12 protein-coding genes are annotated in these 11,995 nt (G+C 61.3%); all 12 read right to left on the bottom strand.

The features are described 5' to 3' along the window. The coding region (nuoL, locus tag VJR68_RS09250; RefSeq protein WP_324147385.1) for an NADH-quinone oxidoreductase subunit L at nucleotides 1-1,972 on the bottom strand (1,972 nt) is incomplete at its 3' end. 5 nt (nucleotides 1,973-1,977) lie between these two features. Then, nucleotides 1,978-2,283 carry an NADH-quinone oxidoreductase subunit NuoK gene (gene nuoK, locus VJR68_RS09255; protein ID WP_126682804.1) on the bottom strand — a complete coding sequence of 102 codons (306 nt, stop codon included), beginning with the start codon at nucleotides 2,281-2,283 and terminating at the stop codon, nucleotides 1,978-1,980. Next, on the bottom strand, nucleotides 2,280-2,936 hold the full coding sequence (locus tag VJR68_RS09260; protein WP_324147386.1) for an NADH-quinone oxidoreductase subunit J: 657 nt from the start codon (nucleotides 2,934-2,936) through the stop codon (nucleotides 2,280-2,282). Before VJR68_RS09260 ends, nuoK begins: the two co-directional genes overlap by 4 nt. 10 nt (nucleotides 2,937-2,946) lie before the next feature. Next, nucleotides 2,947-3,438 (bottom strand): NADH-quinone oxidoreductase subunit NuoI, encoded by a 492-nt coding sequence (gene nuoI, locus VJR68_RS09265; protein WP_324147387.1) that lies wholly within the window; start codon nucleotides 3,436-3,438, stop codon nucleotides 2,947-2,949. 9 nt (nucleotides 3,439-3,447) lie between these two features. After that, the gene (gene nuoH, locus VJR68_RS09270) at nucleotides 3,448-4,473 is read right to left on the bottom strand and encodes an NADH-quinone oxidoreductase subunit NuoH (protein ID WP_324147388.1); all 1,026 of its coding nucleotides are present in this window, start codon (nucleotides 4,471-4,473) and stop codon (nucleotides 3,448-3,450) included. Between the two features lie 3 nt (nucleotides 4,474-4,476). Further along, on the bottom strand, nucleotides 4,477-6,807 hold the full coding sequence (gene nuoG, locus VJR68_RS09275; protein ID WP_324147389.1) for an NADH-quinone oxidoreductase subunit NuoG: 2,331 nt from the start codon (nucleotides 6,805-6,807) through the stop codon (nucleotides 4,477-4,479). Next, complete coding sequence (nuoF, locus tag VJR68_RS09280) at nucleotides 6,804-8,126, bottom strand: NADH-quinone oxidoreductase subunit NuoF (RefSeq protein WP_324147390.1); 1,323 nt, start codon at nucleotides 8,124-8,126, stop codon at nucleotides 6,804-6,806. The genes nuoG and nuoF overlap by 4 nt, the downstream gene beginning before the upstream one ends. A 10-nt stretch (nucleotides 8,127-8,136) precedes the next feature. Then, nucleotides 8,137-8,664: an NADH-quinone oxidoreductase subunit NuoE gene (gene nuoE / locus VJR68_RS09285; protein WP_324147391.1), complete on the bottom strand. Its 528-nt coding sequence runs from the start codon at nucleotides 8,662-8,664 to the stop codon at nucleotides 8,137-8,139. A gap of 19 nt (nucleotides 8,665-8,683) precedes the next feature. Beyond that, nucleotides 8,684-9,943, bottom strand: coding sequence for an NADH-quinone oxidoreductase subunit D (locus VJR68_RS09290; RefSeq protein WP_324147392.1), 1,260 nt, complete (start codon nucleotides 9,941-9,943; stop codon nucleotides 8,684-8,686). A gap of 2 nt (nucleotides 9,944-9,945) precedes the next feature. Further along, entirely contained in the window at nucleotides 9,946-10,674 is a 729-nt protein-coding gene (locus VJR68_RS09295; protein WP_324147393.1) for an NADH-quinone oxidoreductase subunit C, read from the bottom strand. 15 nt (nucleotides 10,675-10,689) lie between these two features. Then, nucleotides 10,690-11,247, bottom strand: coding sequence for a NuoB/complex I 20 kDa subunit family protein (locus tag VJR68_RS09300; RefSeq protein ID WP_196240313.1), 558 nt, complete (start codon nucleotides 11,245-11,247; stop codon nucleotides 10,690-10,692). Beyond that, entirely contained in the window at nucleotides 11,238-11,594 is a 357-nt protein-coding gene (locus VJR68_RS09305) for an NADH-quinone oxidoreductase subunit A (RefSeq protein WP_126682813.1), read from the bottom strand. The genes VJR68_RS09300 and VJR68_RS09305 overlap by 10 nt, the downstream gene beginning before the upstream one ends. Between the last annotated feature and the right edge of the window lie 401 nt (nucleotides 11,595-11,995).

An 11,995-nucleotide genomic window follows, 5' to 3' on the forward strand; every position in this document is an offset into this window, starting at 1 on the left:
CGTCGATCACGGCCGCATCGCCACCCTTCCAGAACATGCGACCCAGCTTCACGCCACCACGGGCGAAGATCGCGAAGTAGATGTCATCGACCCAGTATTTGCGGTCGAGGATGACCCAGAACGGCTTGAGCGCGGATTTGATCTTGCCTGCCAGCGATGGATTGAACAGGTAGATGTACGTAGTGATGAGGAAGGCCGCGACCACGAAGATAAATGGCAACTGGTGTAACCCTTCCAAGCCGGCCGAAGCCCAACCTTGGAATTCTTTCGCCATCTCGCCCAGCACGTCGTTGGATTCGTTGACATGGATGGCGCCACCGAACCAGCCGCCATAGAGCATCGGCTTGACGGTAAACCAGCCCACCACCAGCGAGGGAATCGCCAACAGGACCAGCGGCAGCGTCACCACCCAGGGCGATTCCTTCGGCGCGTGTTCCAACACGCCCGGCTCATGGCCGCCGTGCTCGCCGTGCTTGGCCGGCTCATCGGTCATCGCATGCGCGTGAGGACCATGGACGTCAGCATGCAGCGGATGTTCGTGTGCATGCGTGTCCTTGCCCTGGTCGTGACCATGCGCATCGTGATGATGATGCTCGACGCGGAAGCGCTCCTTGCCGTGGAAGGTCAGGTACATCTGGCGGAACGTATACGTCGCCGTGACGAACGCGCCGATCAGCACGCAGAAGTAAGCGTAGCCTGAACCCCAGCGATGCGAATGCTGTACCGCTTCGATGATCGCGTCCTTCGAGTAGAAACCCGAGAAGAACGGCACACCGCACAGTGCCAGCGCACCGATCCACATGGTGATCCAGGTGATCGGCATGTACTTGCGCAGGCCGCCCATGTAGCGCATGTCCTGCTCATGGTGCATGGCGATGATCACCGACCCCGCGCCCAGGAACAGCAACGCCTTGAAGAACGCGTGGGTCATCAGGTGGTACACCGCGCCGGCATAGGCGGACACGCCTAGCGCCACCGTCATATAGCCCAGCTGCGACAGCGTGGAATACGCTACCACGCGCTTGATGTCGTTCTGCACGATGCCGATCAGGCCGGTGAACAGCGCACCGGTGGCGCCGATCACCAACACCACGCTCAGCGCGGTTTCCGACAGCTCATACAGCGGCGACATGCGCGCCACCATGAAGATGCCCGCGGTCACCATCGTCGCGGCGTGGATCAGCGCGGAGATCGGAGTGGGACCTTCCATCGAATCGGGCAGCCACACATGCAGCGGCACCTGCGCCGACTTACCCATCGCGCCGATGAACAGCAGGATGCAGATCACCGTGGCGGCATCCCAGTGGATGTTCTGGGTCAGCGCCAGCGTCTTGCCTACCAGCGTCGGTGCCGTAGCGAACGCAGTGGCGTAATCCAGCGTGCCCAGGAAGAACAGCACGGCCGAAATACCCAGCAGGAAGCCGAAGTCGCCCACGCGGTTGACGAGGAACGCCTTGAGGTTGGCGAAGATCGCCGTCGGACGCTTGTACCAGAAGCCGATCAGCAGGTACGACACCAGGCCCACCGCTTCCCAGCCGAAGAACAGCTGCAGGAAGTTGTTGCTCATCACGAGCATCAACATCGAGAAGGTGAACAGCGAGATGTAGCTGAAGAAACGCTGGTAGCCCGGATCGTCCGCCATGTAGCCGATGGTGTACACATGCACCAGCAGCGACACGAAGGTCACCACCACCATCATCATCGCGGTGAGATGGTCGATGAGGAAACCGACCGTGGCGGTGTACTTGCCGATCTCGAACCAGGTGTAGATGTTGTGGTTATAGACCGGAGCGCCGGCGAAGACGATCTGGTACAGCACGTAGAACGACAGGCCGCAGGAAATCAGCAGGCCGAGGATGGTGATGCTGTGCGCACCAGCGCGGCCGATCTGCTTGCCGAGGAAACCCGCAAACAGGCAGCCGACGAGTGGCGCCAGCGCAATAGTCAACAGGATGGAGGAGGAAAGTTCCATGATGCTCAGCCCTTCATGCTGTCGATTTCGGCAACGTTGACCGTGCTGCGATTACGGAACAGCAGGACCAGAATCGCCAGGCCGATCGCGGATTCCGCCGCGGCCACGGTGAGGATGAAGAACACGAAGACCTGGCCCGCCACGTCATGACTGAAGCGGGAGAAGGCCACGAAGTTGATGTTGACGGCAAGCAGCATCAGCTCGATCGCCATCAGCAGCACGATCACGTTCTTGCGGTTGATGAACAGGCCCGCCACCGAAATACAGAACAGGATCGCGCCCAGCACGATGTAATGCGAAAGCGTAATCATGGCTTGGGCTCCTGGGCCGGTGCTGCGGGCTGCGTGTCGACCGGGCGCTCCGCCGCCATCTTGACGATGCGCACGCGATCGGTCGCCTTGACCGCCACCTGCTCGCTCGGATGCTGCTTGCGCGCACCGGTGCGGTGACGCAGCGTCAGAGCCACAGCGGCGATCACGCCAACGGTAAGGATCAGCGCGGCAATCTCGAACGGCAGCAGGTATTGCGTGTAGAGCGCCATGCCCAGCCATGCGGTATTGGACAAACCTGCGGCGGTGGCCGGGTTCTGGCCCATGGTCTGCACGTGCATCACGCGCACACCGATCAGGCCGAGCATTTCCACCAGCATCACCACGGCCACGATCAGGCCAACCGGCAGGAACTTCACGAAGCCCTCGCGCAGCTTTTCCTGGTCGATGTCGAGCATCATCACCACGAACAGGAACAGCACCATCACGGCGCCGACGTAGACCACGATCAGGGCGATGGCGAGGAATTCGGCCTCGGCCAGCATCCAGATGCAGGCGGTACTGAAGAAGGTAAGCACCAGCGCCAATACGGCATGCACCGAGTTGCGCAGCGTAATCACCGATAGCGCCGCCACCACGGTGACCGCGGCGAAGGCATAGAAACAGATGAGTTGGAACAAGGACGTGTCAATCATGGATATGTCCTTAGCGGTAAGCCGCATCCTGAGCGCGAGCCGCCGCGATATCCGCTTCGAAGCGGTCGCCGATGGCCAGCAGCTGAGGCTTGGTCACCACATTCTCACCGCGATGCTCGAAGTGATATTCGTGGATGTGCGTTTCGACGATCGAGTCCACCGGGCAGCTTTCTTCGCAGAAACCGCAGTAGATGCACTTGAACAGGTCGATGTCATAACGCGTGGTGCGGCGCTGGCCATCGCCGGCGCGCGGCGCGGAATCGATGGTGATGGCCAATGCCGGACACACCGCCTCGCACAGCTTGCACGCGATGCAGCGTTCCTCGCCATTGGCGTAGCGGCGCAACGCATGCAGCCCGCGAAAGCGGTTGGATTTGGGGATGTGCTCCATCGGATAGCGCATCGTGTACTTCGGCAAGAACATGTACCGAAGCGTGAGCGCCATGCCTTTGAGCAGCTCGATGAGCAGCAGGCTCTTGAAGTAATTGGTAACGCGGGACATGTTTTTTCCTTAGCCTCCCGTGCCGACGTGGACCCAGCCGTAGTACTTCATGCAGCCGGCAACCAGCACCCAGACGATGCCGATGGGAATGAACACCTTCCAGCCCAGACGCATGATCTGGTCATAGCGATAGCGCGGAAAGGTGGCACGGAACCACAGGAACAGCGTGGCAAACACGAAGACCTTGATCGCCAGCCACACCGGGTTGGCCACGCCTAGCACGGGAATGCTGTCCGGGAACGGGCTCAGCCAGCCGCCACAGAACAGGATCGCAGCCAGAAAGCTGACCAGGATCATGTTGGCGTATTCGGCCAGGAAGAACAGCGCGAACGCCGAACCGGAATATTCCACGTGGAAGCCGGCGACGATTTCCGATTCGCCTTCCGCCACGTCGAACGGTGCACGGTTGGTTTCGGCCACGCCCGAGATGAAGTAGACGACGAATACCGGCAGCAACGGCCACATGAACCAGTCGCCGATGCCCTTGTGGCCAACCTGCGCATTCACGATGTCAGTGAGATTCAGGCTACCCGCCAGTACCAGCACGCACACCAGGCACAAGCCCATGGCCAGTTCGTAAGAGATCACCTGCGCGGCCGAACGCATCGCTCCCAGCAGTGCGTAGCGCGAGTTCGAAGACCAGCCGGCGAGAATGATGCCGTACACACCCAGCGAGGTCATCGCCAACAGATACAACAGGCCGGCGTTGGCGTTGGACAACGCAACCTTGTTGTAGAACGGAATGACAGCCCACGCCGCGAGCGCCGGCACCAGGCCGATCAGCGGCGCCAGGTAATACAACGCCTTGTTCGCATTGGTGGGAAGAATCACTTCCTTCAGCAGCAGCTTCACCACGTCGGCGAAGGCCTGCAGCAAACCGAACGGCCCCACCTTGTTGGGCCCCATGCGGACGTGCATCCAACCGATGACCTTGCGCTCCCACCACACGTACAAGGCCACTGCGATGACCAGCGGCAATACAACTGCAATCGTGTAGAGAAGCGGCAGCAGGAGTTGATGGATTAATTGATCCATGGGTTACGCCTTGCTCAAGGTGATAGCCGCGCCGTACGGCGGCAACGTCGCGGTCTGATCATGGGCAGCATCGATCCACACGGCGCCATCGGGCAGCGTGTCGTCGATCGCTAGCGGCAACAAGACAGCGTTCGCGAACTTGATCTTGTCGCCGTCGCCCACGCCCTGACGCTGCGCCTCGTTCGCGTTCACGCGCACGGCTGGCGTACGGTTGAGCGGATGCGCCTGTAGCGAAGTGGCGCGACGGACCACCGCATCGCTGCGATAGATCGACCACGTGGCAAGCCGGCTCAGGCCCTGCGCCGGCTTGCGCTCGGCCAGGTTCCGCGACATCGCGGCCTTGCGTTCGGACATACCTTCACGCAAGCCGGCCATATCGTCGAATTCGAAGCCGGCCAGCTTCATCAGGCCACCCAGTGCACGCAACACCTTCCAGCCCGCGCGCGCTTCGGCCGGAGCCTTGGCGCCCGCTTCCACACGCTGCAGAAGACCATCGACGTTCACCAGCGTGCCGGCGATTTCCGGCAGCAAGCCGATCGGCAGGATCACGTCGGCGACGTCGCGCAGTGCTGCATTGGCGAAGGCGCTGAAGGCCACGATGTGCTGTGCGCCGTTCAATGCATGGCTGACAGCCGCGCCATCGGCGAAATCGTGCGGGAACTCCAAACCGTACAGCAGGTACGCCTTGCGCGGCTGCGCCAACATAGCCTGGGCATTCAAACCACCGTTGCCCGGCAGCACGCCGACCTTGGCAAGGCCCACAGCATTGGCGCCAACCGGCAGCTCGTTGTAAGCGGCGCCGGTTGCTTCGGCGATGAAGCGCGCCACGGCGCGCAGCCACGAAGCCTGCGGATGCGTCACCGCCGCTTCGCCGAGGATCACCACGGCGTGGCCGGACTTCAGCGCTTCGACGGCTTCGCGAGCCTTGTCGGTCGCTTGCAGCGGCGCGAGCGATTCGCCCGAAATGAAGTCCGGTTGCGCAACACCGCCTTCGATCAACGCCTTGGCCAGCACCAGCAGCGAATCGACCAGGTAGTGCGGCGGCACCACGGCTTCACCAGCCAGGTTGTAGTTGAAGTTGAACTCGGCCGGATTGACCGCGTAAACCTTGGCGCCCTTCTTCACCGCCTGATGGATGCGGTGGTTGAGCAGCGGCATTTCGTAGCGCAGGTCGGAACCGACCAGCAGAGCTGCCTTGACCTTGTCCACGTCGGCAACCGGCATGGCAAAGGTTTGCGCGACCGCGTTGTCGGCAAAGTCGAGCTGGCGCAGACGATGATCGATGTGCGCGCTGCCCAGGCCCTGCGCGAGGCGAACCAGCAGCTCGCCTTCTTCGCTGGTCGTTGCCGGATGCACCAGCATGCCGAGTTCGCTGCCCGGCACGCTCTTCAGCGCTTCGACGGCGACGGCAAGCGCATCGTCCCAGGTGGTCTGCTGCCACTGGCCGTTGCGCTTCACTTCCGGCGCATGCAGGCGGTCGGCGGCGTACAAGCCTTCGTTGCTATAGCGATCGCGGTCGGAGAGCCAGCATTCGTTGATGGCTTCGTTGTCGCGCGGCACCGTACGCAGCACTTCGCCGCGACGCGTATGCAGCCACAGGTTGGAACCGAGCGCATCGTGATAGGCCACGGACGGCTTGGCGATCAGTTCCCAGGCGCGCGCCTTGAACTGGAACGGCTTGTTGGTGAGCGCGCCGACCGGGCACACGTCGATGACGTTGCCGGAGAGTTCGGTTTCCAGCGCCTTGCCGATGTAGGTGCCGATCTGCAGGTTCTCGCCACGGCTCATGCCGCCGAGTTCGTACGTGCCGGCGATCTCGCTGGTGAAGCGCACGCAGCGCGTGCATTGGATGCAGCGAGTCATTTCGGTGGCAACCAGCGAACCGAGGTTTTCGTCGGCGATGGTGCGCTTGCGCTCGGTGTAGCGCGACACGCTGCGGCCGTAACCGAGCGCAATATCCTGCAGTTCGCACTCACCGCCCTGATCGCAGATCGGGCAATCGAGCGGATGGTTGATCAGCAGAAATTCCATCACGTCGCGCTGGAACTTCAGCGCTTTGTCGGAACGCGTGATGACCTTCATGCCTTCGGCCACCGGCGTGGCGCAAGCCGGCTGCGGCTTGGGCATCATGCGGCCGCCCATCTCCACGTCCACCAGGCACATGCGGCAGTTGGCGGCGATCGGCAACTTGCGGTGATAGCAGAAGCGCGGGATGGCGATGCCGACGTTGTCGGCCGCCTCGATGATCATGGCGCCCTTGCGAATCTGCGTGGGTTTGCCATCGATCTCGATGTTGACGAGGTCAGGTGCAGTATTGGCTGGCTGCGCACTCATGCAGCAACTCCACGGGTGTCGGCGAGACGGTCCTCGGTCATCGAGCGGCCGTGCTGCACGTAGTATTCGAATTCATGCCAGAACTTGGCGAGGAAGCCTTGCACCGGCCACGCGGCGGCTTCGCCGAATGCGCAGATGGTATGGCCTTCAATTTGACCAGCTACCGCCTTCAGGCGATGCAGGTCGTCCGGTGTGCCCTTGCCTTCGACGATGCGCGTCAGCACGCGATACATCCAGCCGGTGCCTTCGCGGCATGGCGTGCACTGGCCGCAGGATTCCTTGAAGTAGAAGCGCGCGATGCGATGGCAAGCCTTCACCATGCAAGTGGTTTCGTCCATCACGATCACTGCGCCAGAACCGAGGCCCGAACCTGCTTTTTGCAAGCAGTCGTAATCCATGGTGGCAGCCATCATTTCGTCGGCGTTGAGCACCTTCATCGAGGAACCGCCAGGGATCACGGCTTTCAGCTTGTTGCCGTTGCGAACGCCACCGGCCATCTCCAGCAGATCCTTGAAGGAGGTGCCAAGACGAACCTCGAAATTGCCTGGATTGTTGACGTGACCGGACACGGAGAAAATCTTCGGACCGCCATTGTTCGGCTTGCCGAGATTCAAGAACCACTCGGCGCCGTTGCGCAGGATCGCCGGCACCGAGGCATAGGTTTCGGTGTTGTTGATCGTGGTGGGCTTGCCGTACAGGCCGAAATTGGCCGGAAACGGCGGCTTGAAGCGCGGCTGGCCTTTCTTGCCTTCCAGCGACTCCATCAGTGCGGTTTCTTCGCCGCAGATGTACGCACCGGCGCCGAGCGCGGTGTAGATATCCACGTCGATGCCGCTGCCCTGGATGTTCTTGCCGAGCAGGCCGGCTGCATAGGCTTCCTTCAGCGCCTCTTCGAAATGCTCGAAAGGCTCATGATGGAATTCACCACGCAGATAGTTGTAGGCCACGGTGGAGCCGGTGGCATAGCAAGCAATGGCCAGACCTTCGACTACCGAATGCGGGTTGTAGCGCAGGATGTCGCGGTCTTTCGCGGTACCGGGCTCCGATTCATCGGAATTGCAGAGGATGTACTTCTGCATGTTGCCCTTCGGCATGAAAGACCACTTCAAGCCGGTCGGAAAGCCTGCGCCGCCACGGCCACGCAGATTGCTGTTCTTGACGATCTCGACGATCGACGCGGGATCGGGCTTCTCGGCGAGGATTTTTCTCCATGCCTTGTAACCGTCCGCCTGCTGATAGCTGTCCATCGACCACGGCTTGTCGAAATGCAGTGTGGTGTAGACAACCTGGTGCTCTTGGGGTGCGGGTCCGACTGCCATTGCCCTGCCCTTACTTGAGACCATCGAGGATCTCGTCGACCTTTTCGGTCGTGAGACGCTCGTGGTAATGGCCATTGACCGTCATTGCCGGTGCGTACACACATGCGGCAATGCATTCTTCTTCGCGCTTCAGGTACACGCGGCCGTCCGGCGTGCTTTCGCCCAGCTTGATGCCGAGTTTCTTTTCGCAATGACGCACGAGGTCTTCGGCACCATTGAGCCAGCACGAGATATTGGTGCAGATCGCAACGTTGTTGCGGCCCACGGGCACGGTTTCCAGCATCGAGTAGAAGCTGGCCACTTCGTAGGCCCACACCGCCGGCACGTCAATGTACTTGGCGACTGCCGTGATCAGCTCGTCGGTGAGATAGCCGTGGTTCTGTTCCTGCGCGGCAAATAGCGCCTGGATCAGCGCAGAGCGCTTGCGATCCGGCGGGAACTTGGTCAGCCAATGATCGATGTGATGGCGCGTGTGCTCGGTGAGCACGGCGAGCGGATCGACGTGCTTGACCTGCTCGTAATTTCCGGTGGCTTTCATGTGTGCTTATCCTCCGGGCTCAGCGATCGACTTCGCCGAACACGAGGTCATAGGTGCCGATCACTGCCACCGCGTCGGCCAGCATGTGGCCGCGTACGAGGACATCCATCGACGAAAGATGGGCAAAACCCGGTGCGCGCAAATGCACGCGGAACGGCTTGTTGGCACCGTCGGAAACCAGGTAGCAACCGAACTCGCCCTTCGGCGCTTCGACCGCCGCGTAGGTTTCGCCGGCCGGTACGCCATAGCCTTCGGTGAACAGCTTGAAGTGATGGATCAGGGCTTCCATGTCTTCCTTCATGGCCTCGCGCTTGGGCGGCGCGACCTTGAAGTTCTCCACCATCACCGGGCCGGGGTTGGCGCGCAGCCAGTCCACGCACTGCTTGATGATGCGGTTGGCCTGGCGCATTTCTTCGATGCGCACCAGGTAACGGTCATAGCAGTCGCCGTTGACGCCTACCGGGATGTCGAAATCCACGTCGGCATACTTGGCATACGGTTGCTTCTTGCGCAGATCCCAGGCGATGCCCGAGCCACGCAGCATCACGCCGGTCATGCCCCACTGCTGCGCCATTTCCGGCGAGACCACGCCGATGCCGACGGTACGCTGCTTCCAGATACGGTTGTTGGTGAGCAGCTCTTCGTATTCGTCGACTTTCTTCGGGAAGTCGGCGGTGAAGGCATCGAGGAAGTCGAGCATGGAACCTTCGCGCCAGCTGTTGAGGCGCTGCAGATCCTTGCCTTTGTGCCAGGGCGATTCGCGGTACTGCGACATCTTTCCCGGCAGATCGCGATAAACACCGCCCGGACGATAGTAGGTGGCATGCATGCGCGCGCCGGAGACGGCTTCGTAGCAGTCCATCAACTCTTCGCGTTCGCGGAAGGCATACAGGAACACCGCCATCGCACCCAGGTCGAGCGCGTTCGAACCGACCCACATCAGGTGATTCAAGATGCGAGTGATCTCGTCGAACATGGTGCGGATGTATTGGGCGCGGATCGGCGCCTCGATACCCAGCAGGGTTTCGATGCCGCGCACGTAGGCGTGCTCGTTGCACATCATCGACACGTAGTCGAGACGGTCCATGTAGCCGATCGATTGGTTGAACGGCTTGGATTCGGCCAGCTTCTCGGTGCCGCGATGGAGCAGACCGATATGTGGATCAGCACGGACAACCGTTTCGCCATCCATTTCCAGCACCAGGCGCAACACGCCGTGCGCGGCCGGATGCTGCGGGCCGAAGTTCATCGTGTAATTGCGAATTTCTTGGCTCGCCATGCTCAATTCTCCCGCCAATGATCGGCGGCTTCCGCCTTCGCTTGCATCAAGTCGGCGTCATCGCGGATCACGCGCGGCACCAGCACGCGCGGCTCGATCGACACCGGTTCGTAGATCACGCGCTTCTGTTCGGGGTCGTAGCGCACTTCCACGTTGCCGATCAGCGGGAAATCCTTGCGGAACGGATGGCCGACAAAACCATAATCGGTAAGGATGCGACGCAGATCCGGATGGCCTTCGTAGATGATGCCGAACAGGTCGAACGCCTCGCGCTCGAACCAGTTCACGCCCGGGTGGATACCCGTGAGCGAAGGCACCACCGGCAGATCGTTGTCGTCGCAGAACACGCGTACGCGCAGACGCTGATTGAGTTCGATCGACAGCAGATGGAACACCGAGGCGTAGCGCTTGGGCATCGACACGTTGCGCGGACGATCATCCCAGCTGAAGCGACCAACCGCCTCGCCTTCCACGCCACGCGAGAAACCGTTGCCGGATACGTCGGTGGTATCCCACTCGGTCTGGCCGTAGCCGAGATAATCCACGCCGCACAGGTCGACCAGCTCGCTGAAACGGAAGCCCGCTTCGTCGCGCAGTGCGGTGACCACGGCCAGCAGATTGGCTGCATCCACCACGGCCGTCACAGCGCCATGGCTGGTGGAAACGGTGAGCTTGTCGCCGAACCGCGCGGCAAGCCGCTCGGCCAGCGAGTTAGTTTGCGTATCGCTCATGACTGACTGCGCCTTTTAGGAACGCGCGATGGTGCTGGTACGACGAATCTTCTTCTGCAACTGCAGAATGCCGTGGATCAACGCTTCGGCCGTAGGCGGGCAGCCCGGCACGTAGATGTCCACCGGCACGATGCGATCGCAGCCGCGTACAACGGAATACGAGTAGTGGTAATAGCCGCCGCCGTTCGCGCAGCTGCCCATGGAGATCACCCACTTGGGGTCGGGCATCTGGTCGTAGACCTTGCGCAGCGCAGGGGCCATTTTGTTGACCAGCGTGCCGGCCACGATCATCACGTCGGACTGGCGGGGGCTCGGACGGAACACCACGCCATAACGATCAAGATCCAGACGTGCGGCACCGGCATGCATCATTTCCACGGCGCAGCAGGCGAGACCAAACGTCATCGGCCACATGGAACCGGTGCGCGCCCAGTTCATCAGGGCATCGACCGACGTGGTGACGAAGCCGCGCTGCATGACAGGGTTGTCGCCAGCCGGACGCAGAATGTCATCCACCAGGTTCAACGGCTGCGGGTTGTGCATCACCCGGTCAATGGAGGAGATCACTCCCATTCCAGTGCTCCCTTCTTCCACACGTAAGCAAAACCGACCACCAGCAGCAACAGGAACAGCGCCATTTCAATCAGCGCGACGATGCCGATGTGCTGGAACACCACCGCCCATGGAAACAGGAAGGCGATTTCCAGATCGAAAATGATGAAGAGGATGGCGAGGAGGTAGTAGCGCACGTCGAACTGCATGCGCGCATCCTCGAAGGCCTCGAAGCCGCACTCGTACGGCGAGAGTTTCTCTGACTCCGGACGGCGAGGACCAGCCAGCAGGCCGATGATGAGGAGGACGACACCCAGCCCTGTGGCAACGCCAAGGAACAGGAGAACGGGCCAATATTCGGCAAGCACGGTTTAACTTACCTCCGCACCACATGAGTGCATCAGCGACCGTTGGGGCAAACGGTCCGGAAGTTCAAATCAGCGGGCTGTCCAGCTCTGTGGATGCAGATGTGGGCGCTCGACGTTCCTCAGGACAAGCCCGGGGATCACGATATTGTATCAGCGGGCATGGGTGGCCCGACAAGCCTTGTGTGGCGCACCATGGGATGTTTCTTGCAATAAATCGATGGTCGCGGGGCGTGCAATAACGCTGCACGGACGCACGACGCGCCCTGCACGCAAGAAATTCTGCCAAAGGTCAAAAAGCCGACGGTAGCGCTTGCTTACATCGTCTGCGTGGCGCGCTCGGAATTCAGCACGCCTGCCAGCAGGGCTTCGATGCGGCCACGCGCCGCTTCCCCATCGGAGGA

The organism is Dyella sp., assembly GCF_035277725.1.
In the GTDB taxonomy this organism is placed as follows: domain Bacteria; phylum Pseudomonadota; class Gammaproteobacteria; order Xanthomonadales; family Rhodanobacteraceae; genus Dyella_B.

Bases quoted from the DNA above. Each gene is read 5' to 3' on its own strand.
- nuoK (WP_126682804.1), bottom strand. From the start codon at position 2,283: ATGATTACGCTTTCGCATTACATCGTGCTGGGCGCGATCCTGTTCTGT.
- VJR68_RS09260 (WP_324147386.1), bottom strand. From the start codon at position 2,936: ATGATTGACACGTCCTTGTTCCAACTCATCTGTTTCTATGCCTTCGCC.
- nuoI (WP_324147387.1), bottom strand. From the start codon at position 3,438: ATGTCCCGCGTTACCAATTACTTCAAGAGCCTGCTGCTCATCGAGCTG.
- nuoH (WP_324147388.1), bottom strand. From the start codon at position 4,473: ATGGATCAATTAATCCATCAACTCCTGCTGCCGCTTCTCTACACGATT.
- nuoG (WP_324147389.1), bottom strand. From the start codon at position 6,807: ATGAGTGCGCAGCCAGCCAATACTGCACCTGACCTCGTCAACATCGAG.
- nuoF (WP_324147390.1), bottom strand. From the start codon at position 8,126: ATGGCAGTCGGACCCGCACCCCAAGAGCACCAGGTTGTCTACACCACA.
- nuoE (WP_324147391.1), bottom strand. From the start codon at position 8,664: ATGAAAGCCACCGGAAATTACGAGCAGGTCAAGCACGTCGATCCGCTC.
- VJR68_RS09290 (WP_324147392.1), bottom strand. From the start codon at position 9,943: ATGGCGAGCCAAGAAATTCGCAATTACACGATGAACTTCGGCCCGCAG.
- VJR68_RS09295 (WP_324147393.1), bottom strand. From the start codon at position 10,674: ATGAGCGATACGCAAACTAACTCGCTGGCCGAGCGGCTTGCCGCGCGG.
- VJR68_RS09300 (WP_196240313.1), bottom strand. From the start codon at position 11,247: ATGGGAGTGATCTCCTCCATTGACCGGGTGATGCACAACCCGCAGCCG.